Origin of the sequence: Plantibacter flavus, from assembly GCF_051487245.1 — a bacterium.
GTDB lineage: Bacteria > Actinomycetota > Actinomycetes > Actinomycetales > Microbacteriaceae > Plantibacter > Plantibacter flavus_B.
In genome coordinates, this window is record NZ_JAHVDH010000002.1 from 95538 (window position 1) to 119574 (window position 24037).

General features: G+C 68.8%; 22 protein-coding genes. 10 read left to right on the plus strand and 12 right to left on the minus strand.

Features of this window, described 5'->3' with window-relative positions; genetic code table 11:
• Positions 1 to 16 precede the first annotated feature (16 nt).
• Together KXS11_RS04295 and KXS11_RS04300 are read left to right on the plus strand one after the other, a co-directional pair.
• A complete protein-coding gene (locus KXS11_RS04295; RefSeq protein WP_437384223.1) occupies positions 17 to 496 on the plus strand; it encodes a VOC family protein in 480 nt (159 codons plus the stop codon).
• A gap of 89 nt (positions 497 to 585) precedes the next feature.
• Positions 586 to 2766 (plus strand): RecQ family ATP-dependent DNA helicase, encoded by a 2181-nt coding sequence (locus KXS11_RS04300; protein ID WP_437384224.1) that lies wholly within the window; start codon positions 586 to 588, stop codon positions 2764 to 2766.
• Between the two features lie 182 nt (positions 2767 to 2948).
• Here KXS11_RS04300 and KXS11_RS04305 read toward each other — a convergent pair whose 3' ends face one another.
• The 7 genes from KXS11_RS04305 to KXS11_RS04335 form a co-directional block, all read right to left on the minus strand.
• On the minus strand, positions 2949 to 4433 hold the full coding sequence (locus KXS11_RS04305) for an MFS transporter (RefSeq protein WP_437384225.1): 1485 nt from the start codon (positions 4431 to 4433) through the stop codon (positions 2949 to 2951).
• An 89-nt stretch (positions 4434 to 4522) separates the two neighbouring features.
• On the minus strand, positions 4523 to 5323 hold the full coding sequence (locus KXS11_RS04310; RefSeq protein WP_437384226.1) for an ABC transporter ATP-binding protein: 801 nt from the start codon (positions 5321 to 5323) through the stop codon (positions 4523 to 4525).
• Positions 5320 to 6141, minus strand: coding sequence for an ATP-binding cassette domain-containing protein (locus tag KXS11_RS04315; RefSeq protein WP_437384227.1), 822 nt, complete (start codon positions 6139 to 6141; stop codon positions 5320 to 5322). The genes KXS11_RS04310 and KXS11_RS04315 overlap by 4 nt, the downstream gene beginning before the upstream one ends.
• On the minus strand, positions 6138 to 7007 hold the full coding sequence (locus tag KXS11_RS04320) for an ABC transporter permease (RefSeq protein ID WP_437384228.1): 870 nt from the start codon (positions 7005 to 7007) through the stop codon (positions 6138 to 6140). Before KXS11_RS04320 ends, KXS11_RS04315 begins: the two co-directional genes overlap by 4 nt.
• A complete protein-coding gene (locus KXS11_RS04325) occupies positions 7004 to 7972 on the minus strand; it encodes an ABC transporter permease (RefSeq protein WP_437384229.1) in 969 nt (322 codons plus the stop codon). The genes KXS11_RS04320 and KXS11_RS04325 overlap by 4 nt, the downstream gene beginning before the upstream one ends.
• A 65-nt stretch (positions 7973 to 8037) precedes the next feature.
• Positions 8038 to 9531: an ABC transporter substrate-binding protein gene (locus KXS11_RS04330; RefSeq protein WP_437384230.1), complete on the minus strand. Its 1494-nt coding sequence runs from the start codon at positions 9529 to 9531 to the stop codon at positions 8038 to 8040.
• 79 nt (positions 9532 to 9610) lie between these two features.
• The gene (locus tag KXS11_RS04335) at positions 9611 to 10390 is read right to left on the minus strand and encodes a DUF1684 domain-containing protein (protein WP_437384231.1); all 780 of its coding nucleotides are present in this window, start codon (positions 10388 to 10390) and stop codon (positions 9611 to 9613) included.
• A gap of 130 nt (positions 10391 to 10520) precedes the next feature.
• On the opposite strand from KXS11_RS04335, the gene KXS11_RS04340 reads away from it, so the two are divergent.
• Positions 10521 to 10985, plus strand: a complete 465-nt coding sequence (locus tag KXS11_RS04340; RefSeq protein WP_437384232.1) for a GNAT family N-acetyltransferase — start codon at positions 10521 to 10523, stop codon at positions 10983 to 10985.
• 18 nt (positions 10986 to 11003) lie between these two features.
• Here KXS11_RS04340 and KXS11_RS04345 read toward each other — a convergent pair whose 3' ends face one another.
• The 3 genes from KXS11_RS04345 to KXS11_RS04355 all read right to left on the minus strand — a co-directional run bounded on the left by KXS11_RS04345 (position 11004) and on the right by KXS11_RS04355 (position 12766).
• On the minus strand, positions 11004 to 11744 hold the full coding sequence (locus KXS11_RS04345; protein WP_437384233.1) for a GTP pyrophosphokinase: 741 nt from the start codon (positions 11742 to 11744) through the stop codon (positions 11004 to 11006).
• Between the two features lie 97 nt (positions 11745 to 11841).
• Positions 11842 to 12297, minus strand: a complete 456-nt coding sequence (locus KXS11_RS04350) for a VanZ family protein (RefSeq protein ID WP_437384234.1) — start codon at positions 12295 to 12297, stop codon at positions 11842 to 11844.
• Between the two features lie 97 nt (positions 12298 to 12394).
• Positions 12395 to 12766, minus strand: coding sequence for an RNA-binding S4 domain-containing protein (locus KXS11_RS04355; RefSeq protein ID WP_437384235.1), 372 nt, complete (start codon positions 12764 to 12766; stop codon positions 12395 to 12397).
• 57 nt (positions 12767 to 12823) lie between these two features.
• On the opposite strand from KXS11_RS04355, the gene KXS11_RS04360 reads away from it, so the two are divergent.
• From KXS11_RS04360 to KXS11_RS04375, 4 genes are all read left to right on the plus strand, one after another.
• The gene (locus KXS11_RS04360; protein ID WP_437384236.1) at positions 12824 to 13522 is read left to right on the plus strand and encodes a CDP-alcohol phosphatidyltransferase family protein; all 699 of its coding nucleotides are present in this window, start codon (positions 12824 to 12826) and stop codon (positions 13520 to 13522) included.
• A complete protein-coding gene (locus KXS11_RS04365; RefSeq protein WP_437384237.1) occupies positions 13515 to 14033 on the plus strand; it encodes an FHA domain-containing protein in 519 nt (172 codons plus the stop codon). Before KXS11_RS04360 ends, KXS11_RS04365 begins: the two co-directional genes overlap by 8 nt.
• The gene (ftsR, locus tag KXS11_RS04370; protein WP_437384238.1) at positions 14033 to 14737 is read left to right on the plus strand and encodes a transcriptional regulator FtsR; all 705 of its coding nucleotides are present in this window, start codon (positions 14033 to 14035) and stop codon (positions 14735 to 14737) included. The genes KXS11_RS04365 and ftsR overlap by 1 nt, the downstream gene beginning before the upstream one ends.
• 221 nt (positions 14738 to 14958) lie before the next feature.
• A complete protein-coding gene (locus KXS11_RS04375) occupies positions 14959 to 15507 on the plus strand; it encodes a MerR family transcriptional regulator (protein ID WP_437384239.1) in 549 nt (182 codons plus the stop codon).
• A gap of 172 nt (positions 15508 to 15679) precedes the next feature.
• On the opposite strand, the gene KXS11_RS04380 is transcribed toward KXS11_RS04375, so the two are convergent.
• Positions 15680 to 16561 (minus strand): ParA family protein, encoded by an 882-nt coding sequence (locus KXS11_RS04380; protein WP_437384240.1) that lies wholly within the window; start codon positions 16559 to 16561, stop codon positions 15680 to 15682.
• 73 nt (positions 16562 to 16634) lie between these two features.
• Between KXS11_RS04380 and KXS11_RS04385 the strand changes: the two genes are divergently transcribed.
• The 3 genes from KXS11_RS04385 (at position 16635) to KXS11_RS04395 (ending at position 22068) form a co-directional block, all read left to right on the plus strand.
• Positions 16635 to 20042, plus strand: a complete 3408-nt coding sequence (locus KXS11_RS04385; protein WP_437384241.1) for a pyruvate carboxylase — start codon at positions 16635 to 16637, stop codon at positions 20040 to 20042.
• 170 nt (positions 20043 to 20212) lie between these two features.
• Positions 20213 to 21559 (plus strand): MinD/ParA family ATP-binding protein, encoded by a 1347-nt coding sequence (locus KXS11_RS04390; protein ID WP_437384242.1) that lies wholly within the window; start codon positions 20213 to 20215, stop codon positions 21557 to 21559.
• 17 nt (positions 21560 to 21576) lie between these two features.
• Positions 21577 to 22068: a peptide deformylase gene (locus KXS11_RS04395; protein WP_437384243.1), complete on the plus strand. Its 492-nt coding sequence runs from the start codon at positions 21577 to 21579 to the stop codon at positions 22066 to 22068.
• A 54-nt stretch (positions 22069 to 22122) separates the two neighbouring features.
• Here the strand turns inward: KXS11_RS04395 and KXS11_RS04400 are convergent, their stop codons facing one another.
• Positions 22123 to 23952, minus strand: coding sequence for an AMP-dependent synthetase/ligase (locus KXS11_RS04400; protein ID WP_437384244.1), 1830 nt, complete (start codon positions 23950 to 23952; stop codon positions 22123 to 22125).
• Positions 23953 to 24037 lie beyond the last annotated feature (85 nt).

Genomic DNA, 24037 nt, shown 5'->3' on the forward strand with positions numbered 1-24037 from the left:
CAAGGAGCACCCCACCATGGAACATCGCGTCACCCCCTTCCTCTGGTACGACTCCCAAGCGGAGGAGGCCGCCGAGTTCTACGTCTCCCTCTTCCCGAACTCCCGCATCACCTCCGTGAACCGCTATCCCGAAGGCGGACCCATGCCGGCAGGCCAAGCGATGGTCGTGGCCTTCGAGATCGACGGCCTCCCCGTCAACGCCATGAACGCCGGTCCCGTCTTCTCCTTCACCGAGGCCTTCTCGTTCTCCGTCCGCGCCGACACCCAGGACGAGATCGACCGGCTCTGGGACGCCCTCATCGCCGACGGCGGCAGCCCCAGCCAGTGCGGCTGGCTGAAGGACCGCTGGGGCCTCTCCTGGCAGATCGTGCCGGGCATCCTCATGGAGCTCCAGAACGACCCGGATCCGGAACGAGCAGCACGCGCCATGCGCTGCATGATGGGCCAGACCAAACTCGTCATCGCCGAACTCGTCGCAGCGGCCGACGGCGACTGACCACGCTCCACAGGCCGACGACCGACCCGACCCTCCCCAGGCACCCTCCACCGGGCGCGAGGGTCAGCGGCGGCTGGCAGACTGGCGGCATGTCCGACAGCACAGCCATCTCCCGCGCACCCGAGCCCACACCGGCGGGCGACTCGGTCGCCGAGGCCACAGCGGCGCTCGCCGCGCTCACGGGTGTTCCCGACGCCCGGTTCCACGACGGACAGCTGGAGGCGATCCTCGCCCTCGTCGACGAACACCGGCGCACGCTCGTCGTGCAGCGCACCGGTTGGGGAAAGTCGGCCGTGTACTTCATAGCCACTGCGCTGTTGCGTCGCCGCGGTGCCGGACCGACGCTGCTCGTGTCGCCGCTCCTCGCCCTCATGCGCGACCAGGTCGCGGCGGCAGCCCGGGCCGGGGTCCGAGCCGTCGCGATCAACTCGGCGAACGCGCACGAGTGGGACGATGTCCGCACGCAGCTCGAGGCCGATGAGGTCGATGTCCTGCTCGTCTCACCGGAACGACTCAACAACCCGCGCTTCCGCGACGAACAGCTGCCGACGCTCGTCGCGCGGACGGGCATGCTCGTCATCGACGAAGCGCACTGCATCTCCGACTGGGGCCACGACTTCCGGCCCGACTACCGTCGTCTGTCGGAACTCATCGGTCGGTTGCCGAGCGAGGTGCCGGTGCTCGCGACGACGGCCACGGCGAATGCCCGCGTCGTCCACGACATCGCCGAACAGCTGACGACGCCCTCTGCCGAGGCAGCAGGTGGAGCGGTGCTCACCATCCGTGGTTCACTCGCCCGGGCCTCGCTCCGACTCGGCGTGCTCCGCCTGCCGGAGTCCCGCGACCGGCTCACGTGGCTCCTCAGCCACCTCGGTGGGCTCACGGGCTCCGGCATCATCTACACACTCACGGTGTCGGCGGCGGAGGATACGGCCAGGCTGCTCCGGGAAGCGGGTCACGAGGTGCGCGCGTACACGGGGCGCACCGACCCCGACGAACGCGAGGAGTCGGAACGCCTGCTGAAGGAGAACCGGCTCAAGGCGCTCGTCGCCACGAGCGCGCTCGGGATGGGCTTCGACAAGCCGGACCTCGGTTTCGTGGTGCACCTCGGCGCTCCATCGTCACCGGTGGCCTACTACCAGCAGGTCGGCCGTGCAGGCCGCGCGACGGAGCACGCCGACGTGCTCCTGCTGCCGGGTACCGAGGACGAGGAGATCTGGCAGTACTTCGCCACGGCATCGATGCCCGACGAGGCCAGAGCGCGGGCGGTCCTCGACGCACTCGACGACCGCCCGCGCTCGACACCGGCGCTCGAAGCCCTCGTCAACCTTCGGCGCACCCCGCTCGAACTCCTGCTGAAGGTGCTCGACGTCGACGGCGCAGTCAGGCGCGTGGCGTCCGGCTGGGTGTCGACAGGGCAGCCGTGGACCTACGACCGCGAGCGGTATCGGCGCATCGCCGAGGCCCGAGTCGCCGAACAACAGGCGATGCTCTCCTACGAGCGGGGCGAGGAGTGTCGGATGCTCGTGCTCCAGCGCGACCTGGACGACACGAGTGCGGTGCCGTGCGGTCGCTGCGACCGCTGTGCCGGCGCATGGTTCCCGACCACCCTCGACACGGCAGCGGCCGCGTCGGCCTCCGAGGCGCTCGGCCGGGTCGGCGTCGAACTCGAGCCACGTGCGCAATGGCCGACCGGTGCCGATCGACTCGGCGTCGCCGTCGACGGCGTCCCGGTCAAGGGCCGGATCGCCCCCACGGAACGCCTCGAGTCCGGGCGCGCGCTCGCACGACTCACGGATCTCGGCTGGGGCGGGGTGCTCCGCGAGCTGTTCGCCTCGGGGGCGGCGGACGCACCGGCCTCCCGCGCGGTCATCGACGCGAGTGTCCGTGTGCTCGCCGACTGGGACTGGGCTGAGCGGCCGGTCGCCGTCGTCAGTGTGCCGTCGAGGTCCAGACCCCTGCTGGTCGACTCCGTGGCGCGCGGGATCGCCGCCCTCGGCCGCCTGCCGTACCTCGGCGAGCTCGATCTCGTGGGCGATGGACCGCGTGGCGGCCCGGGCGGCAACAGCGCCTACCGCCTGGCAGGCGTGTGGGACGCGTTCTCGGTCGGCGAGGAGCTCGCGGCACGACTCGCCGAGCACGCGGGTGGGCCGATCCTCCTCGTCGACGACCGCGCGGACAGTCGCTGGACACTCACCGTGGCTGGACGGGTGCTCCGCCGGAGCGGTGCCGGTCCGGTGCTGCCGTTCGCGCTCGGCATCGTCGGCTGAGGGTGCCACGGCCGCGTCAGCGCCGGTCTCGCCCGTCAGCTCTCGAGCGCCCGCAGAACGGCGCCGGGGGTCGTGTTCGTGACGCGTCGGAAGGCTGCGATGAACGAGCTGACGTCCTGATACCCGACTCCATCAGGCCATCGCAGGTGGATGGCCGGGAAGGAGCCCGGTTCGGGACCGGGTCAACGCTCGTGCAGGCTCGAACGGCTGTCACCCGCGAGGTGCTTCGGCAGGAGGATGGTCAGGATGAGGCCGATCACCGCTGCCGCTGCGCAGATCGCGAAGCTCAGACGGAACGCCTCGGAGCTCGGCGTGGTGACGTCGCCGACGGTGACCACCTGGGCTGCGAGGATCGCTCCGATCACGGCACTCGCGATGGTCGAGCCGAGGGTCCGCATCACCGAGTTCAGCCCGTTGGAGGCCGCCGTCTCGTTCGGGGGCACGGCGCCCATGATGAGCGTCGGCATCGCCGCGTAGGCGAATCCGACGCCGAAGCCGACCGCTGTCGCGGTGAGGACCGTGTGCCAGACCTCGGTCATGAGTCCGATCGACACGACGTAGCCGACGGCGATGATCGCAATGCCGATGAGCAGGCTGAGCCTGGCACCTTTGGCGGCTGTCAGTCGCGCCGCGACAGGCGACATCGCCCACATGATCAGGCCGCTCGGCATGAGGCAGAGGCTCGCGATGAGCATGCTCTGGCCGAGGCCGACGCCGGTCCCCGTCGGCGCTTCGAGGATGCCGGGGAGCACAACGGTGCTGCCGAAGAAGGCGAAACCCACGGTGATGGAGGCGAGGTTCGTGAAGAGGACGGTCCGCTTGGCGGCGATGCGGAGGTCGACGAGCGGGCTGGAGACGCGCAGCTCGTACCAACCCCAGAGCGCGAGCACGAGGACCCCGCCGATGAGGCTCCCGAGCGCGGCAGGACTGGTCCAGCCCCATTCGTTGCCCTTCGAGATCGCGAGCAGGATCGGGATGAGACCGGCGGCGAGGCCGATCGCGCCGATCCAGTCGAAGCCGCCTTCGCTCCGCAGTGTGCTGACGGGCACGTACCGGGCGACGAGGATGAAGCCGATGAGCCCGAGCACGCCGGCGACCCAGAACAGGACGTGCCAGTCGAGGTACTGCGAGATGACGGCGGAGACGGGGAGTCCCACTGCGCCGCCGATGCCGAGCGTCGCGCTCACGAGGGCGACGGCCGGGCCGAGGCGCTTCGCGTGCAGGACGTCGCGCAGGATGCTGATCCCGAGTGGGATGACGCCCATCGCCATGCCCTGCAGAGCGCGGGCGATGATGAGCGGGACGATCGTGGAGGAGAACGCGGCGAGGACCGAGCCCGCCATCATGATGCCGAGCAGGACGAGCACCATCCGCCGTTTCCCGTAGAGGTCGCCGAGCCGACCGGCGATCGGGGTGGCGACGGCTGCCGCGAGCAGGGTCGCGGTGACCACCCACATGCTGTCCGATGCGTGGACGTCGAGGATCCTCGGCAGCGAGGGGACGAGCGGTGTGACCAGCGTCATCATGAACGCGGCCACGAGGCCGGTGAAGGCGAGGGCCGTCACCACCGCCCGTTCCGGCAGTGGTGTGCTGAGGGCGGCGCGTTCCTCGTCACTCAGCCAGTGGTCGTCGTCGTGGTCGTCTGCATGCTGATGATCGTCTGGCACGGATCCTGTTCCTGTGGTGGTGTGAAAGCGGCCGGGGCCACTCGGAGCCTAACGCGAGGGCCCTGGTCGGTATTCCGGCTCGGACCCGTTCAGCGCGGCAGTCGAGGGATCGAGGAGATCAACCGGCGGGTGTACGGCTCACGCGGATCATGCAGGATCTGGGCGGTGTCGCCGGCTTCGACGACCCTGCCTCCCTGCAGTACGAGCGTTCGTTCGCACAGCGCTGCGACCGTGCCGAGGTCGTGGGAGACGAGGACGAGTGCGAGGCCGTACTGTTCGCGGAGTTCCGCCAGGAGGTCGATGACCTGGATCCTGGTCGTCATGTCGAGCGCGCTGACCGGTTCGTCGGCGAGGAGGAGCCTCGGGTTCGAGACGATGGCCCGCGCGATGGCGATCCGTTGGCGTTGACCGCCGGAGAACTCGTGGGGGTACCGTCGGCCCGCGTCCTGCGGCAGGCCGACGGCTTCGAGGGCGGCCGTCGCCCGCCGCGCCGCACCGGAGGCGTCCTCGAGTCCCAGGGACCGCAGTGGCTCGCCGACGATGCGATCGATGCGCTGCCGCGGGTCGAGCGAGGAGTAGGGGTCTTGGAACACCGCCTGCACCGAGGCGCGGAAGCGTCGGACACGTCGACGGTCGCGACCGTCGAGCGGACTGCCGTCGAAGCGGACGGCGCCGATCGTCGGTCGGTCGAGCCCGAGGAGCAGGCGGAGCAGGGTGCTCTTGCCCGCCCCGGACTCACCGACGATCCCGACCGCTTCGCCTGTCCTGATCGTGAGCGAGACGCCCTCGAGCGCCGCCGTGCCGCTGCGGTATCGGAAGCCGACGTCCTCGAGCTCGAGGATCGGGACTGAGCCGGAGTCCGGCGCGCCGAGTGGCTGTGGGTCGGTCATCGGGGATCCTCCAGGGCGTCGTCGATGGCGCGCGCGCTCGCGACGAGCCGACGGGTGTCGTCGTGGACGGGGTCGGACAGCACCCGCTGGACGGGGCCCCGCTCTACCGCCCGGCCCTCGCTCAGCACGATCACCTCGTCGACCATGCGCGATACGACGGCGAGGTCGTGGCTGATGAACAGCAGAGCCATGTCCCGTTCGGCGACCAGACGGTCGAGGAGGGTGAGCACCTCGGCCTGGACGGTGACGTCGAGCGCGGTGGTCGGTTCGTCGGCGATCAGCAGCTGCGGACGACCGGTCAGGGCGATCGCGATCGCGACACGCTGCCGCTGTCCACCGGACAGCTCATGCGGGTAGGCGGCCGCGATCCGTGTCGTGTCGGTCAAGGCCACCTCGACGAGGGCCTCGGTGACGGCCGCACGAAGCGGTTCGCCGCGGAGCCCTCGGTGCCGGCGCAGCGGTTCCGCGAGCTGGGTGCCGACGCGCATGAGTGGATCGAGCGCCGTCAGTGGTTCCTGGAAGACGAGGCCAGCCACCGCGCCGCGCAGCGGACGGAGTGCGCGGTCGGTGGCGCCCACCACCTCGGTGCCCTGGAGACGGACACTGCCGGTGGCGGTGAGCTGCTCGGGCAGGAGGCCGAGGACCGCGAGCGACGTGAGCGATTTGCCGGACCCGGAGCCACCGATGAGTCCGAGGCGCGCGCCGGCGTCGAGGTGGAGGTCGAGAGCCGACACGAGCGGTCGGGCGGTGGACGTCGCTCCTCGGCGGTCGCCCGTGCGGGAGACGGTCAGTCCGTCGATGGTCAACAGGGTGGTCATGCGCCCCTCCTGCGGGTCGGGTCTGCCAGGTCTCGCAGGCCGTCGGCGATGAAGTTGACCCCGACGACCAGCATGACGACGGCCACTCCGGGCGCGATGGCGCCGACGGGCGCCGTCGTGACCGTGGCCTGAGCCTCCTGGAGCAGTCGTCCCCACGAGGCGTTCGGCGGTGGTGCGCCCAGGCCGAGGTACGAGAGACTCGCTTCGGCGAGGACGGCGATGCCGAACTGCAGGGCGAGGTTGACGCTCAGCGTCGGCCAGATGTTCGGCAGGAGGTGCTGCCGGATGATCCCGGGCCAGCTCGTTCCGGACGTGCGCGCGGCCACGATGTACTGCTCGCCGAGCACGCGCTTCGCGAGGATCCGGGTGAGCCGCGCGACGATCGCAGACATGGCGAGTCCGATCGCGAGGATGGCGGTGCCGAGCGACGCCCCCTGCGCCGCGACGATCAGCATCGCGAGGAGCAGGACGGGGAACGCGATCACGACGTCGAGAGCCGCAGAGATCGTGTCGTCGAGCCAGGGAGCGGCGAACGCGGCTGCCAATCCGAGCAGGATCCCGATCACGGCGCCGACGAGCACCGCGCCGGCACCGGTCGCGAGCGCGATCCGTGCACCGATCATGAGCTGCGTCATGAGGTCACGTCCGAGCTTGTCGGTGCCGAGCCAGTGCGCGCCGCTCGGTCCCTCGAGTCGTCCACCCGAGGTGTCGGACGGCTGGTACGGCAGCCAGAGGAACGAGACCGCGGCGAGGAGCACGATGGCGCCGACGAGCACCAGACCGACCGTCAGGGTGACGGAGCGCGGCCGTCCACCCCGGCGAGGCGGGGTACCCGCCGGAGCGGTGAGCGTGTCGACGGCGCTCATCGGAGTCCGTTCCCCGAGATCGAGGTGCGCAGACGCGGGTCGATGATCCGCTGGACGATGTCGGCGACGAAACCCGTGAGCAGGACGACGAGGGTGGAGACGAGCAGGATGCCCTGGATGTTCGGGTAGTCGTGCTGTTGGATCGCCGTCAGGAGCATTGAGCCGAGCCCGGGCAGGCTGAAGACGCTCTCGACGACGACTGCACCGAGGAACGTGGTGGCCAGTTCGATGCCGAGGATCGCCACGACGGGCACGGCGGCGTTGCGGGCACCGTGCCGGAGCAGCGCCTCGCCGAACCCGGCCCCGTGCGCGCGGGCGGACCGCAGATAGTCACTGCCGAGCACGTCGAGCGTCGCCGACCGCACGTATCTGGTGATCGAGGCGCTCATGACGATGGCGATCGTGATGACCGGCAGGGCGAGGCTCGTGAGGGCGGCCACGGGGTCGTCCCAGTCGTCTCTCGGGAAACCTCCGGAGGGGAAGAGCCTGAGGGTGACGGCGAACACGCTCACGAGGAGGATGCCGACCCAGAACACGGGGACGGCGATGCCGAGTTGCGAGAGTCCGGACAGCGCGATGCCGTACCAGCGGTCCGCACGCAGGGCGGAGACGACCCCGGCGACGAGCGCGAGCACGAGCGCCAGGAGGAAGGCCAGCAGCGTGAGCGGAACGGTCACCTGCAACCGCGCGGCGATCTCCGGTCCGACGGGGAGCGAGCTGACGAACGAGGACCCGAGGTCGAGGGTGAGGACGCCTCCGAACCAGGCGGCGAACTGCTCGCCGAGCGGCCGGTCCGCACCGACCTGCTCGCGCGCCGCGTCGATCTGCTCCTGGGTCGCGTTCACACTGAGCAACGCGTTCGACGGATCGCCGGGGAGGAGACGGAGCAGCACGAACAGCACCGTCATCGCGACGAGGAACGACACGATGAGGAAGGCTGATCGGCGCAGGAGGTAGGAGAGCATGTCGGGTTTCACCGTAACGCGCATCGCCCGCCACCGGTGGAGCCGGTGACGGGCGACGCGATGGATCAGGAGCGGACGATGTCCGCCACGAAGAACTGCGAGTTCAGGCCGTTGACGCCGTAGCCCGTCACGTCGGATGCGGCGACGACGATCTGCGGGTACAGGTACAGCCAGACGCTCGCGGCGTCCTCGGCGATCTGCTCGTTGACCAGCTTCAGCTTCGCGGTCTGCTCCTCGGTGGTCGTGGCCTGCTCGGCCTCCGAGACCCACTGCGTCACCTCGGGGTTGTCGTAGCCCCAGTAGAAGTCGGGGTTGCCGTACCAGACGACGTCGCGGTCGTTCACATGCTCCTGGAGGGTGGCCTGGAAGTCGCGCTCCTTGAAGACCTTCGAGTACCACTCGTCGGCGCTGATCGTGTTGATCTCGACGGTGATGCCGACCTTCGCGAGTTCGCTCTGCAGGAACTCGGCCACGGCGGGGTGCGGGTCGTAGCTCGGGGTGTCGAGCGTGAAGGTGAAGCCGTCGGCGTAACCGGCGTCCGCGAGCTGCTGCTTGGCGAGCTCCGGGTCGTAGGGGTTCACCTGGGTGAGGTCCTCGTACCAGGGATCCGTGGGCGGGACCATCGAGCCGATGAGGGTGCCGTAGTCGCCCCAGATCGATGAGAGCAGCTTCTGCGTGTCGATCGCGGAGTACACGGCCTTGCGCACGGGCGCCTGGTCGAAGGGTGCGACGCGGTCGTTGAATGCGAGCAGTTCCTTCGTCGTCGAGTCGCCGTCGGAGACGACGTAGTCGTCGTTGTCGGTGAACTGGCTCAGCTGGTCGGGGCTCTGGACGCTCGTGATGATGTCGATCTGCTTCGTCACGAGGGCGTTGCTCAGTGCGGTCGCGTCGGTGAAGTAGGTGAAGACGACTTCGGCGTTCTTCGCGGCGTCACCCCAGTAGTCGTCCCAGCGCTCGAGGCTGAGCGTGCTCCCGCGCTTCCATTCACCGAGCGTGTACGGACCGGTGCCGTCCTCGCTCGTCTTGAGGTCGGTCGCAGCGTCGTTCACGATCCACACGTAGCTGAGGTTGTAGATGAACGAGATCGAGCGCTCCGACAGGGTGATGACGACGGTCTGGTCGTCGGGCGTCTGGATGTCCGAGATCACTGCGAAGCTGCTCTTCCGCGCCGACTGGGAGTCCTCGGCGGTGACGGCCTCGATGCTCGACTTCACGTCGGCCGAGGTGAGCGGGTCACCGGAGTGGAAGGTCACCCCGTCCTGCAACGTGAAGGTGTAGGTGAGACCGTCGTCGCTCACCGAGCTGTCGGCGGCGAGCACGGGTTCGACCTCGCCGTCGTCGGTGAGCCGGTAGAGCCCCTCGTAGACGTTGCCGGTGAGTGCCTCGGTGACGCCCTGGCCACCGCCGCCGGTGTTGCTGAGGTTCTGCGGCTCGTATAGCGAGCCGATGGCGATGGTCGCGTCGTCGCCGGTGGTCTGGCTGCTGCCGCCGCCGGCGCAGCCCGCGAGGGCGACGGCGGTGGCGACCGAGAGGGCGATGAGCCCGGTGGTTCTCTTCACGGATACTCCTGTGCTGGGTGGGTGCTGTGTGGGAGGGGGTGACCGCGCCGGAGCGCGGTCGCGTCTGCGTACGGTGGTGTCAGAGCGCGTAGATGTCGAAGTCGCCCTGGAAGCGGACGAGGCGTTCGCCGGCTCGGACGTCGCCCGGGAACCGGTTCTGCGCGGGCGGCATCGGGCAGTTGTACTGCACCGAGAAACCGCACGGCGGAACGAACGCACGGTTGAAGTCGAGGACGACCTCACCCGCCGTTCCGAAACCGCCCTCGTCCGCGCGCTGCACGAACAGGAAGCGTCCGGCGCCGTACGTGCCCGTCTCGTCGTCTCGACCGTTCGTCGCGTCGCCGAAGACGAGGAGCAGGGTGCCGCCGTCGTCGAAGGCGCTCATGGTGTGGTCGACGCCGTCGTGGGTGAAGCTGATGTCGCCGGGGACGACGAGGTCACGCGAGCCGCCGTTGTCGCGGATGTGTTCGAACGGCACCGTCCGTGCGCCGTCGATCGGTGTGAACTGCGCCGTGATCACCCAGGCCGGGTCGTAGGGGAAGGTCGGCACCGCGTCGAACGCTCGGATCGCGGGGGAGTGGGCGTCCCACCGACGGATGCCGACCTCGGCCGCGCCGGTGTCGAGATGCGTGCGGCCGAGTGTCGTGACCGTGACCCCGGACGGTTGCTCGGCTGCGATGGCGGTCGCCCTGGCATCGATCGTCTCCGGAGTCTCCTCGGGGAGCCAGCGGGTCTCGACGAGCGCGAGGTTGCCCGTCGGCCCCGTGAGCGAACGGCGCCGGTCCGCGCGCCACGCCTCGTGAGCGGCGGTCGCTGCGGTCGTGCTGTCGGTCGACTGGGTGGGGGAAGTGCTCGGCATGTCTCGATTCTCCGGAGAACGACGGGCGGATCCCAATCGTGTGTCCTTCGGAGTCCAGCTCATTCCGGTTCGGTTGTATTCCCGAGACGGCTGAGCGGGCGCCCGAGCGCCGTTCTGCGAGGATGTCCTCATGAACACCACGCTCGTCCGCATGCCCGCCGATCGACTCCGAGGATGGATGCTGGCGGCGAACGCACAGTACCGACTGGAGCGCATCGAGGCGGGGGAGTCGGAGGTGGAGGCGACCGCGAAGGCCGCTCAGTCCCTCGCCGACACCTTCCCGGCCGGACGCCTCCAGGTCGGGCACCTCGTGTTCGAGGTGCGCCTCGACGATGCGGCGGTCGGCGTGCTCTGGATCGGCCCGCGCAGCACCGTGCTCCCTGACGAATGGTGGATCTGGGACGTGGAGATCGACGAGGCGTTCCGTGGTCGTGGCCTCGGGCGGCGCGCGATGGAGCTCGCCGAGGGCGCGGCGAAGGAGCAGGGAGCGAAGACGCTCGGTCTGAACGTCTTCGGGTTCAACCGGGTCGCCCGCGGACTCTACGAGTCGCTCGGCTACGAGACGATGGCCGTCCAGATGCGCAAGCAGCTCTGACGTCTCGCTGACGCGGGCTCAGAGCCCGTCGATGAGCTCCGTCATCACGCGGTCCGCGAGCGACGGTGGCAGCGGCTGTCCGTCGGCGGTCGTGCGCGCGGGTGTCGCCGCGTCGAGGGCGAGCACCTCGGTGTGCAGGTGCTCCATCTTCGCGTCGAGACGCGAGGCCGCCTCGGCAGCGTGCTTCAGCTCGGCGAGGAGCGTGTCGGGGACGGCCTTGTCGTATTTGTAGTAGATCTTGTGCTCGAGGCTCGCCCAGAAATCCATGGCGATGGTACGGAACTGGATCTCCACGGGGACCTGCACGACGCCGTCCGACATGAAGACCGGCACCTCGACGATGACGTGGAGGCTCTGGTAGCCGTTCGGCTTGGGCTCCCTGATGTAGTCCTTCACCCGGACCACGGTGATGTCCTGCTGGCTCGTGAGCAGCTCGAAGACCTTGTAGGTGTCGGAGATGAAGCTGCAGGTGACGCGCACGCCGGCGATGTCGGTGATGTGCTCGCGGATGTCGTCGATGTCCTGGCCGTACTGCTTGCGTTCGATCTTGCCGATGATGCTCTCCGGTGACTTCAACCGGGAGCTGATGTGCTCGATCGGGTTGTAGTCGTGGATCTGGCTGAACTCCTCTTTGAGGATGTTGATCTTCGTCGTGATCTCGTCGATCCCGAACTTGTACAGCATCATGAATCGCGTGAACTCGTCCTTGAGTCGCTTCAGCTCCTCGAGGTTCTCCGCAGACGATGATGGTCCGGTCATGGGGGTTCGCTCCAGCTCTGGTCCTTCGGGCCGATGGCCCGCTGGCACTCTACTGAAGTCGTCTTGGAACGTCTCCCAGCCAGCTGTGAATCGGCGGTCAGTGCTGCAGGGCTGGTCGACGGTGGCTGGCCGTCTGCAGCCGGCGAGCCCTGCCGGCGGTGAGGACGAGCCCCGTGATGACGCCGCCGACGGCTCCCGTCGAGTTCGCGATGAGGTCCCGAGGATCACTCACGCGTCCCGGGATCATGAGCTGTGCGGCCTCGATGCCGACCGTCAGTGCGGCGGCGAAGAGGACTGCGAGCCACCATCGGCTGCGGCCGAGCAGCAGGAGGAAGAAGACGCCGATCGGGACGAACATGGCGATGTTCGCGCCGAACTCCAGCCGGTCGTAGGTGATCCATGAGGTCGCGTCCGAGCGCTCGAGCACGCCGAGCACGCGGTACACGAACGATTCCGTCGACCCGTCGAACGGCCGCGGTGCGAGCGTCACGAACCCCACGAGCGCGAGGTACGCGACGGTGAGGCTGCTGAGCACGGGGTGGCGGCGGAACATCGTGTCAGGATGCCCGAGTCACCTTGGTGCGCCTTGAGCGTTTGCTGAACGCCACCCATGGGCCTGCCCTGCGAGTGCGGTGCGCCAGGGCCTCGACTCAGTGTCCGCGCAGCCGCTCGATGTCGCGCCGTTCGCGCTTCGTCGGGCGTCCGGCGCCGCGGTCGCGCACACCGACGACCTGGCGCTCCTCGGGCGTCGGGAGCGGGGGAGAGCGGTCGATGAAGCACTCGGCCGCGACGTCGGCGCCGACCCGCTTGGCGATGAGTCGACGGACTTCGACGATGCGGTCGAACCCGGCGACGCGGAGGCGCACCTCGTCGCCGACCCGGACGGGCTGCGCGGGCTTCGCGCGTTCCCCGTTGACCCGGACGTGCCCGGCGCGGCAGGCCGAGGCCCCGGCTGACCGCGTCTTGGTCATTCGGACCGCCCAGACCCAGGCGTCCACCCGTACGCTCTGCCTGCTCTCCATTCCTCGACTGTAGAGGAGCACCGGTCGCCGTGGAGCGTGCCTCGATAGACTCGGTCCGTGGCTGGAGCGGTGGGGCGACGGGGGCGGCGGACCGGTGAGGACCGCATCGTCACCGTGCCCAACGCGCTGAGCGCCTTCCGGCTCCTCCTCGTGCCCGTGTTTCTCGTCCTCGTCATCCAGGGCCACGACCTCTGGGCGCTCGCGACCCTGGCCTTCTCGGGATTCACCGACCTGCTCGACGGGTGGATCGCGCGGCGGTTCGGTCAGATCACCAGGCTCGGACGTCAGCTCGACCCGGCGGCCGACCGGTTGTACATCATCGCCGCGCTCCTCGGCCTCGCCGCGCGCGGACTCATCCCGTGGTGGTTGCTCGCCGTCATCCTCGCTCGCGATCTGCTGCTCGTCGGGCTCGCCGTCGTGTTGCACCGCTCGGGCGCGACCGTGCTGCCCGTCATCCGTGTCGGGAAGTGGGCGACGGCTCTGCTGTTCATCGGCCTGCCGGCGCTCATGCTGGGGCAGGCGTTCCCTCCCGCCGGCGTCATCGCGACGCCGCTCGGCTGGGTCTGCTCCATCGTCGGCGCGGTCCTGTACTGGTGGGCGGGTTTCCTCTACCTCCGGCAGACGCGCGACATCGCGCGCGCGGCCCGCGACGAGGATGGGACTCAAGCTGAAAACCGTCCGTCACCCTCGACTGGGCGGCTCGACAGAACCGCCACATCGGATACGCTTGACGGAGAGGAGGTCGACGGTGGCTGAGCACGATGAGAAGAATCCCGCGACCGGGGCGTACACGCCGGGAGCCGATGACGGCGCCCCGACGAGCGGCTCGGGCGATCGCGAGGTCGACACGACCGTCACCTTCGGAGAAGACCTCGGAGCGGCCCTCGCGGCCATCGACTCCGACGTCACGGCCGAGGAGCACGAGGCAATCGCGGCACTGCCGTCGTCGTCCGCGTTGCTCATCGTCCGCCGTGGTCCGAACGCCGGAGCCCGCTTCCTGCTCGACGCCGACGTCACGACCGTCGGGCGCCACCCGGAGGCCGACATCTTCCTCGACGACGTCACCGTGTCCCGCCGGCACACCGAGTTCCATCGGCACGGCACGGCGTTCGAGATCCGCGACCTCAACTCGCTGAACGGTACCTACTTCGACGGCGTCCGCATCGACAAGGCGATCCTGCGAGATGGGGCAGAGGTACAGGTCGGCAAGTTCCGCCTCACCTTCTACGCGTCCCGCATCGATCTCGCCTCCCAGCTGGGAAGCTAGTGGCGGCCGCCGGCGCACAGGCGCGAGGCGACGGAGCTCCGCTGCTCAGCATCGGACAGGTGCTGGCACGACTGACGCCGGAGTTCCCCGAGCTGAGCAACTCGAAGCTCCGTTTCCTCGAGGAGCAGGGTCTCGTGTCGCCGGCACGCACGAAGTCGGGATACCGCAAGTTCTCGAGCGACGACCTCGAGCGGCTGCGCCTCATCCTCTCGATGCAGCGCGACCACTACTTCCCGCTCAAGGTCATCCGCACCTACCTCGTCGAGGTCGACGCCGGTCGGTCGCCGGTGTTCCCGGGCACGAGCCCGTCGAGCGGCGCTCCGTCCATCCACCCGAGCGCGAGGCGCCTCTCGCGCAACGAGCTCATCCGTGAGGCCGGCGCGACGCCGATGCTGTTCAACGACGCCGTGAGCGCGTCGCTCATCATCCCTGCCGACAGCTACGTCGACGACGTCGTCTCGTTGCTGCGGATCCTCGTCGAGCTCCAGCGTTCCGGTATCGAGCCGCGACACCTCCGTGGTTTCCGCGCCTCGGTCGAGCGCGAGGTCGGACTCATCGAGAGTGCCCTGAGCGCGGTCGCCAAGCGGAACGATGCCGCGGGCCGTGCCCGAGTGGCCGACCGATCCTTGGAGATCGCCGCGCAGCTCGAAGGCGTGCGCTCGAACCTCGTGCGATCGGCCCTCGAACGACACCGATCCGCCTGACGACGGTGGTGGGGCGTAGACTGCCCTCATCCATCACGATCGGGCCTGTCCATCACGGTCAGGTCACGGTTCGATCACTCGTCGCGACACGCCGCCCACTTCGGGCGGATGTCGCGGTGTTGAGCGGGCCGCATCGGTACCGTGGTGAGAGCGGCCGAGTCGTCACGACGTTCCCGTCGAGATGACACAGCTGCCGCATCGAACATCGAGGAGAAGCAGACATGAGTGAACTCAGTCGCGACAGTGCGTCACGATACGGTGACCTCGGGCTGCTGTTCACGGACGGACTGCCGGAACTCGAAGAGGGTCAGGGCTACCGTGGCGCCGTCGCCGCTCGCGCCGCCGGCATCAGCTATCGCCAGCTCGACTACTGGGCTCGCACCGGACTGGTCGAACCGACGGTCCGCGGGGCGTCAGGTTCCGGTACGCAGCGCCTCTACGGCTTCCGCGACATCCTCGTCCTGAAACTCGTCAAGCGTCTGCTCGACACCGGGATCTCCCTCCAGCAGATCCGTACGGCCGTCGACCAGCTTCGTGAGGCCGGCATCGTCGACCTCGCGCAGACCACGCTCATGAGCGATGGAGCGAGCGTCTACCTCTGCACCTCCAACGACGAGGTCATCGACCTCGTGAGTCGCGGTCAGGGTGTCTTCGGCATCGCCGTCGGCAAGGTCCTCCGTGAGGTCGAGTCGACGCTCATCGAGTTCGATGCACAAGCCAGCGACCCGCTCGACGAACTCGCCGCTCGACGTTCCGCCCGCAGCGCGTAGAGCCGTCGAGCCTGCTTGTCGGTCGCTGAGCGTGCGCCTGTCCGGGCGCTGAACGCTTCTTGATCGGACGCTGAGCCTCTGCTCATCCGCGTGCCGAACGACTCGTGCCGAACGACTCGTGCCAAACGCAGCGTGTCTGGTCGTCCGGTCCTTGAGCCTGTCGAAGGGGCGGTCAGTCCTCGGTGGTCGACGCAGCGTCGATGGCGGCGGGGGAGACCGTGCTCGGCACGACCGCGGACGGCTCCGGCGGTGCTCCGTCGGCGTACTCGCCCACGCGGCCGGTGCGCAGCACACGGTCCAGCAGCGAGTCGAAGTTCTTGGCCATCTCCTGGGCGGTGTCGCCCGGCCACACGTGCACCGGCTTCGCCGCGCCCTGGGCCTGCTGGAGCGACGTGCGCTCGAGGAGCTGCGGGTTGAGGATGAGCGGCCCGAACATGTCGCGGAGCTCCTTGATCCGGAACTGGTGCTCCATGGACTGCGGTCGCACACGGTTCACGATGATGCCGAGGGGCTGCAGGCGAGGGCTGAGGCCGCGACGGATCTCCTCGACGGCGCGCAGCGCACGGTCGGCGGCGGAGACCGAGAACAGACCGGGCTCGGTCACCACGGCGACACGGTCGCTCGCGGCCCAGGCCGTGCGGGTGAGCGCGTTCAGTGATGGCGCGCTGTCGATGAGGACGAGGTCGTACTCCTCCTCGACGTGCGCAAGTGCCTCTTCGAGCCGCCAGATGTCGCGGATGCTCGGGTGCGGGCCGTCGAAGTTGATGGCGGAGGGGCTGCCGATCATGACGTCGATCTTGCCCGGGTGGATCTTGGTCCAACCGCTCGCGACGATCGCCTGTTCGACGATTTTCTTCTTCGGCGAGGTGAGGACGTCGGTCACCGTGAGGTGGCCCGCGACGTCGACGGCCATGCCGGTCGAGACGTCGGACTGGGGGTCCAGATCGACCACCAGGGTGCGGATGTCCTTCGAGAACGCGGCGGAAGCCAGGCCAAGGGTGACGGTGGTCTTTCCGACGCCCCCCTTCAGGGAGCTAACGCTGAGTACATGCACAAGGCACAACGTTACCTTGACTAGGCTAGGTAATCTCAACGTTTGCTGAGTTGGCTGTTGTGGGAAGGGTTCCATGTTCAGGAAGATTCTTGTCGCCAATCGCGGAGAGATCGCCATTCGGGCGTTCCGTGCCGCGTACGAGCTGGGGGCGAAGACGGTTGCGGTGTTCCCGTATGAGGACCGCAATTCGATGCATCGGCTGAAGGCCGATGAGGCCTACCAGATCGGTACCGAGGGCCACCCGGTGCGGGCATACCTCGACGTCTCGGAGATCATCCGTGTCGCCAAGGAGTCGGGTGCCGATGCGATCTACCCCGGATACGGCTTCCTGTCGGAGAACCCCGAACTCGCCGAGGCGGCCCGGGCTGCCGGCATCACGTTCATCGGTCCGCCGTCGTCGGTGCTCGAGATGGCCGGCAACAAGGTGACGGCCAAGGAGCACGCCATTGCGGCGGGCGTTCCGGTCCTGAAGTCCACGCCCGCCAGCCGCGACATCGAGGAACTCCTCGCTGGCGCTGCCGAGATCGGTTTCCCGATCTTCGCCAAGGCCGTCGCCGGTGGTGGCGGACGTGGCATGCGTCGCGTCGACACCGCTGAAGAACTGCGCGGCGCACTCGAGGCGGCCATGCGCGAGGCGGACAGCGCGTTCGGCGACCCGACGATGTTCCTCGAGCAGGCGGTCGTCCGCCCCCGGCACATCGAGGTGCAGATCCTCGCGAGTGCCGACGGCGAGACGATCCACCTCTTCGAACGCGACTGCTCGGTCCAGCGCCGGCACCAGAAGGTCGTCGAGATCGCTCCGGCGCCGAACCTCGACGAGGACACCCGTCAGGCCATGTACCGCGACGCGATCGCGTTCGCCAAGTCGATCGGCTACGTCAACGCCGGCACGGTGGAGTTCCTCCTCGACACCGCCGGTGAGCGCAAGGGTCAGCACGTCTTCATCGAGATGAACCCGCGTATCCAGGTGGAGCACACGGTCACCGAGGAGGTCACCGACGTCGACCTCGTCCAGTCGCAGATGCGCATCGCCGCCGGTGAGTCGCTCACCGACCTCGGTCTCACTCAGGACTCGCTGCAGCTGCGTGGCTTCGCACTCCAGTGCCGTATCACCACGGAAGACCCGACGGCCGGGTTCCGCCCCGACACCGGCAAGATCACCACCTACCGCTCGCCCGGTGGAGGCGGCATCCGCCTGGACGGCGGAACGGTGGCCTCCGGCGCCCAGATCAGCCCGCACTTCGACTCGATGCTCGCGAAGCTCACCTGCCGCGGACGCACCTTCGAGGCGGCGGTCACGCGCGCCAAGCGTGCACTCGCCGAGTTCCGCATCCGTGGCGTGTCCACCAACATCCCGTTCCTGCAGGCCGTCCTGGAGGATGACTCCTTCGTCGCTGGCGATCTCAGCACCTCCTTCATCGACGAGCGCCCGCAGCTCCTCCGCGGCCACGTCTCGAAGGACCGCGGTACGAAGGTTGTCAACTGGCTCGCCGATGTCACGGTCAACCAGCCGAACGGTGCCCGTCCGGCTGGCGCGGACCCTGCCGCCAAGCTGCCGTCGATCGACATCTCGACCGAGGCCCCGGCCGGTTCGCGCCAGCGCCTGCTCGAGCTGGGTCCGAAGGGCTTCGCCGACGCGCTGCGCGCTCAGAAGGCCCTCGCGGTCACGGAGACCACCTTCCGCGACGCCCACCAGTCGCTCCTCGCGACGCGGGTGCGCACGAAGGACCTGCTCGCGGTCGCGCCGTACGTCTCGCGCCTGACACCTGAGCTCCTCTCCGTCGAGGCCTGGGGCGGCGCGACCTACGACGTCGCCCTCCGGTTCCTCGGCGAGGAGCCGTGGGAGCGCCTCGCCTCGCTGCGACAGGCGATGCCGAACATCGCGATCCAGATGCTGCTGCGCGGCCGCAACACGGTCGGGTACACGCCGTATCCGACCGAGGTCACGAGCGCGTTCGTGCACGAGGCGGCTGCGACCGGTATCGACATCTTCCGCATCTTCGACGCCCTGAACGACGTCTCGCAGATGCGGCCGGCGATCGACGCGGTCCTCGAGACCGGCACCACGATCGCCGAGGTCGCGGTCTGCTACACGGGTGACCTCCTGAATCCGGCCGAGGACCTCTACACCCTCGACTACTACCTGCGACTCGCCGAGAAGATCGTCGAGTCCGGTGCCCACGTCCTCGCGATCAAGGACATGGCCGGTCTCCTGCGCCCCTCAGCCGCCGCGAAGCTCGTCTCGGCATTCCGCGAGCGCTTCGACCTCCCGGTGCACGTGCACACGCACGACACCCCGGGTGGCCAACTTGCCACGCTGCTCGCCGCGAGCAACGCCGGAGCCGACGCGGTCGACGTCGCAAGCGCCCCCATGGCGGGCACCACGAGCCAGCCGTCGGCGTCATCGCTCGTCGCGGCCCTCGCCCACACCGAGCGCGACACCGGGATCTCCCTCAAGGGCATCTCCGACCTCGAGCCGTACTGGGAGGCCGTCCGGGCCATCTACCGTCCGTTCGAGTCCGGACTCGCCGGCCCGACCGGTCGTGTCTACACGCACGAGATCCCGGGTGGTCAGCTCTCGAACCTGCGTCAGCAGGCCATCGCCCTCGGCCTGGCCGACCACTTCGAGCTCATCGAGGACATGTACGCCGCGGCGAACAACATCCTCGGACGGGTCCCGAAGGTCACCCCCTCGAGCAAGGTCGTCGGCGACCTCGCACTGCACCTCGCAGCAGTCAAGGCCGACCCCGCCGACTTCGAGGCGAACCCCGAGAAGTACGACGTGCCGGATTCGGTCGTCGGTTTCATGGCGGGCGAGCTCGGCGAGCTGCCCGGTGGATGGCCCGAGCCGTTCCGCTCGAAGGTCCTCGCCGGACGCTCGGTCGACATCGGTGTCACGCCGATCTCGGCGGAGGACCAGGCAGCGCTCGACGGCGAGTCGGCCGAGCGTCGCGCGACGCTCAACCGGCTGCTCTTCCCGGCGCCAACGAAACAGTTCGAACAGCAGCGCGAGCTGTACGGCGACCTCTCCGTCGTCGACACGGCCGACTACCTGTACGGTCTCGAGCCGGGGGTCGAGCACGTCGTCGAGATCGACAAGGGCGTCCGCCTGTTCGTCGGCCTCGAGGCGATCGGTGCCGCAGACGAGAAGGGCATGCGAACGGTCATGGCCACGCTCAACGGTCAGCTCCGTCCCGTGTTCGTCCGTGATCGCAGCATCGAGGTCGACTCGAAGGCGGCCGAGAAGGCCGACGCCTCGGTGCCCGGGCACGTCGCCGCACCGTTCTCCGGTGTCGTGACGGTCAAGGTCGCTGTCGGCGACCGTGTGGAGGCGGGTCAGCCGGTCGCGTCGATCGAGGCGATGAAGATGGAGGCGGCGATCACCACGCCCGTCTCCGGTGTCGTCGAGCGACTTGCGATCCCGGCCACCCAGCAGGTGGAGGCCGGTGACCTGCTGGTCGTCGTGAAGCCGAACGCCTGAGCTCCGACCGCCGTCTGACCCGGCCTGAACCGGCCGGAGACCCCGCAGAGGGGTCTCCGGCCGGTTTTTCCGTCCCCTTACGCTCCCGCAGCCCCGTGAGTATGCTGTGTGCCCTGAGCAGTGCCGCGCCGCACCGCACGAGCGCGGGCCCGACCGAGCAGGGGGCACCGATGTCCGAAGCATCTCAGCCGCGTGACCGGCGTCACGCCCTCCTCCGCGACCCGGAGACCGGCGCGGTCGTCACCGGGTCGGTCTCGACTCCGGTGCCGCTCGTGACGGCGGCGATCGAGCTGCCCCCGCCGGCGCGACGGGTACCGCCGGCCGATGAACTCGCCATCACCCTCGACCGGTTGCCGGTCGATCCCGGGGCCGCGGGTGGACCTCGGAGTACGACCAGGTCCATCCGGATCGTTCCGGACGACGGGGACGTGGATTCCGCCCCGGCGGCGGCGGACGTGCGCGGTTTGGGGGAGACCCCGCCCGGGCTCGTCGACGACGAGACGCTCTCGACGGGGGAGATCCGCCTGCGGGCCAGACGGCGACGCGACGGCAGCACCCCGGAGCGTTCCGATGAGCTCACGGCCGATCGCCTGTTGGCTGGGTCGAAGTCCCTCCGGATCCCGCCGAAGGGCTTCTGGCGCAGCCGTCTGTACCGTTGGACGGGAGGCACGGTGCGGTTGCAGGACTCCCGCGAGGTTCGCGCGGAGACCGCTCTCGACCTCAGGATCGCGAAGGCGCTCGACGGAGGCGCCCGGTACGTCCCGGTCCTCACCCGCAAAGGCGGCGTCGGGAAGACCACGGTGACGACACTGCTCGGCATGGCGCTTGCGAGCACGAGGGAGGACCGAGTCATCGCGATCGACGCGAACCCCGACCGGGGGACGCTCGCCGAGCGGATCGCGAAGCCCGCGCGGTACACGGCGAAGGACGTCGTGGAGCGCGCCGACCACCTCGGCGGGTTCACCGACTTCTCGGAGATGGTCGCGCGCGATGCGACGCGGCTCGACGTCATCGCCTCCGACACCGACCCGCACCGCTCGGAGGCGTTCGACGACCACGACTACGACATCGTCGCCGATCTGGCGGCCCAGCACTACTCGATCGTGCTCACCGACTGTGGGACCGGCATCGTCCACTCGGTGATGCGCGCGACCCTGCGCCGTGCGGATACGATCGTAGTCGTGACGGGTGGCAGCGTCGACGAAGCCAGATCGGCGTCGGAGACGCTCTCCTGGCTCGAGTCGAACGGGTATCCGGAGCTCGTGCGGAACGCCGTGGTGGCGCTCAACACGGCGACACAGGGCACTCAGCTCGTGAACCTCCGGGAGATCGAGACGCACTTCGCCTCGCGTGTCAGACACATCGTCCGCATCCCCTATGACCCCCGGCTCGCCGCCGGAGGCCCCGTCTCGTTCCGCGACCTCAGTCCCGTCACCCGCCATGCGGCCCGCACGCTCGCCGCACTCGTGCTGGAGGGACTGCCCGCGACGAGGAGGGAGCCCGTGCGCGAGGCCTGACCTGGAAGGACCCGCCCGTGGCGACACGCACCATCAGACTCTTCGGCGATCCCGTGCTGAAGTCGCCGACGGCCGAAGTGGACGTCATCGACGACGACATCCGGGGCCTCGTCCGTGACCTGGTCGACAGCGTTGAACTCCCCGGCCGAGCCGGCGTCGCCGCGACGCAGATCGGCGTCGGCGTGCGCGTGTTCAGTTACAACGTCGACGGCGTCATCGGTTACCTCATCAACCCGCGGCTGGTCGAGACCAGTGGCGAACTCGAGGAGATCGGCGAAGGGTGTCTGTCGGTGCCCGGACTCTGGTTCCCCACGCCGCGCTACCCGTTCGCGAGGGCCGTCGGTCTCGACCTCGACGGCGAGGAGGTCGTCGTCGAGGGCGAGGGGCTGCTCGCGCAGGCGTTGCAGCACGAGACCGACCACCTCGACGGCATGCTCTACCTCGACCGCTTGTCGAAGGAGCACCGTCGCGAGGCCATGAAGCAGGTCCGCGAGAGCGACTGGTTCTGAGAACCGCACTCGGCGGGTCCGGTGACGCGGATCGTCACCGAACCCGCCGAGGGGTCACTGCAGCGACATGCCCTGCGTCTCGGGGGAGCCAGCACCGACGTACATGCTGTCGATCGTCTCCGCGAAGTCCTTGAGGATCACGTTGCGCTTGATGCTGAGCTTCGGCGTCAGGTGGCCACTCGCCTCGGTGAGCTCCTCGTCGAGGATGACGAACTTGCGGATCGACTCGGCGCGGGACACCTTCGTGTTGGCCTCGTCGATCGCACGCTGCACCGCTGCGAGCACGGCGGGATTGCGAGCCGCCTGAGCTGCGGTCAGCGTGCCGTCCTCGCCGTTGTTCGCGAGCCAGGTGGGCAGCATCTCCGTATCCAGCGTGATGAGCGCGCTGATGAACGGCTTCTGGTCGCCGACGACGACGACCTGGCCGACGACGGGTGTCGCGCGGATCGGGTCTTCGAGTGCCGCGGGGGCGACGTTCTTGCCACCGGCTGTGACGATGATCTCCTTCTTCCGGCCCGTGATGGTGAGGAAGCCGTCGTTGTCGAAGGAGCCGATGTCACCGGTGCGGAACCATCCGTCGTCGAAGGCGTCCGCGGTCGCCTCCGGGTTCTTCCAGTACTCCTTGAACACGTTGATCCCGCGCACCTCGACCTCGCCGTCGTCGGCGATCCGGAGCGAGACGCCCGGGAGTGCAGGCCCGACGGTGCCGATCTTGGACTTCTGAGCGAGGTTCACGGTCGCAGGCGCCGTGGTCTCGGTGAGGCCGTAGCCCTCGAGGATCACGATGCCGAGCGCGTGGAAGAAATGCCCGAGGCGCGGCCCGAGCGGTGCGGAACCGGAGACCGCGTACCGCACGCGGCCGCCCATCGCGGTGCGGATCTTCGAGAGCACGAGGCGGTCGAGGACCTTGAACTTGAGCTTGAGGCCGAGCGGAACCGAACCGGCCTCCAACGCCTTCGAGTACGCGATCCCCGTCTCCGCGGCGGCGCGGAAGATCTTGCCCTTGCCCCCTGCCTCTGCCTTCTGCTCTGAAGAGTTGTAGACCTTCTCGAACACCCGCGGGACGGCGAGCAGGAAGGTCGGCTTGAAGGTGCCGAGCGAGGGGAGGAGCTGCTTGGTGTCGGGCTGGTGGCCCGTCTTCACGCCGGAGTGCACGCAGAGCACCGCGATGAAGCGGGCGAAGATGTGCGCCGTGGTGATGAACAGGAGCGTCGAGGCGCCCGGCATCGACACGACCTCCTTGAGCGCGACCGCCGAGTTCCGGGACAGCTCGACGAAGTTGGAGTGGGTGAGCACACACCCCTTCGGACGCCCGGTGGACCCGGAGGTGTAGATGAGCGTCGCCATGTCGGAGCCCACCGCGAGGTTGCGGCGGCGTTCGATCTCGGCATCGGGCACGTCGCCACCGGAGGCCGAGAGCTTCTCGAGGTCGCCGAGGTCGATCTGCCACACTCGACCGACCGCGGGGAGGTCGCCGTGCACCTCGTCGAAGCGGGCGAACTGGTCCGGTGTCTCGACGATGACGCTCGTCGCACCGGAATCGCTGAGGATCCACTGCACCTGGCTGGGGGATGACGTCTCGTAGATCGGGACCAGGAGGGCTCCTGTGAACCAGACGGCGAAGTCGATCAGCGTCCACTCGTAGCGGGTCTTGCACATGAGCCCGATCTTGTCGCCGGGCTCGATGCCGGCAGCGACCAGGCCCTTCGCGAGGGCCACGACCTGGGCATGGAACTCGGCCGTGGTCACATCCACCCACTCGGAGCCGCGCGGAACGGCGAACAACGGGGCGTTCGGGGCCGCCGCGAGGCGCCCCATGAGCAGATCGGTCGCATTGGCGGACGGGTCTGCTGCGACGACTGCGGGGACGTCGAACTGTTCCACGGCAACTCCTTCGGTACCAGGGTCGGCAAGATGTCCGACCATCCTATGTCACGCGTCGTTGCGCGGTTTCTGTGGCGCGCAGACG

What these genes read in the sequence shown, in the direction of transcription:
- KXS11_RS04295 (WP_437384223.1), top strand. Translation starts at nt 17, where the DNA reads ATGGAACATCGCGTCACCCCCTTCCTCTGGTACGACTCCCAAGCGGAG.
- KXS11_RS04300 (WP_437384224.1), top strand. Translation starts at nt 586, where the DNA reads ATGTCCGACAGCACAGCCATCTCCCGCGCACCCGAGCCCACACCGGCG.
- KXS11_RS04310 (WP_437384226.1), bottom strand. Translation starts at nt 5,323, where the DNA reads ATGACCGACCCACAGCCACTCGGCGCGCCGGACTCCGGCTCAGTCCCG.
- KXS11_RS04315 (WP_437384227.1), bottom strand. Translation starts at nt 6,141, where the DNA reads ATGACCACCCTGTTGACCATCGACGGACTGACCGTCTCCCGCACGGGC.
- KXS11_RS04320 (WP_437384228.1), bottom strand. Translation starts at nt 7,007, where the DNA reads ATGAGCGCCGTCGACACGCTCACCGCTCCGGCGGGTACCCCGCCTCGC.
- KXS11_RS04325 (WP_437384229.1), bottom strand. Translation starts at nt 7,972, where the DNA reads ATGCTCTCCTACCTCCTGCGCCGATCAGCCTTCCTCATCGTGTCGTTC.
- KXS11_RS04335 (WP_437384231.1), bottom strand. Translation starts at nt 10,390, where the DNA reads ATGCCGAGCACTTCCCCCACCCAGTCGACCGACAGCACGACCGCAGCG.
- KXS11_RS04340 (WP_437384232.1), top strand. Translation starts at nt 10,521, where the DNA reads ATGAACACCACGCTCGTCCGCATGCCCGCCGATCGACTCCGAGGATGG.
- KXS11_RS04345 (WP_437384233.1), bottom strand. Translation starts at nt 11,744, where the DNA reads ATGACCGGACCATCATCGTCTGCGGAGAACCTCGAGGAGCTGAAGCGA.
- KXS11_RS04350 (WP_437384234.1), bottom strand. Translation starts at nt 12,297, where the DNA reads ATGTTCCGCCGCCACCCCGTGCTCAGCAGCCTCACCGTCGCGTACCTC.
- KXS11_RS04355 (WP_437384235.1), bottom strand. Translation starts at nt 12,766, where the DNA reads ATGGAGAGCAGGCAGAGCGTACGGGTGGACGCCTGGGTCTGGGCGGTC.
- KXS11_RS04375 (WP_437384239.1), top strand. Translation starts at nt 14,959, where the DNA reads ATGAGTGAACTCAGTCGCGACAGTGCGTCACGATACGGTGACCTCGGG.
- KXS11_RS04385 (WP_437384241.1), top strand. Translation starts at nt 16,635, where the DNA reads ATGTTCAGGAAGATTCTTGTCGCCAATCGCGGAGAGATCGCCATTCGG.
- KXS11_RS04390 (WP_437384242.1), top strand. Translation starts at nt 20,213, where the DNA reads ATGTCCGAAGCATCTCAGCCGCGTGACCGGCGTCACGCCCTCCTCCGC.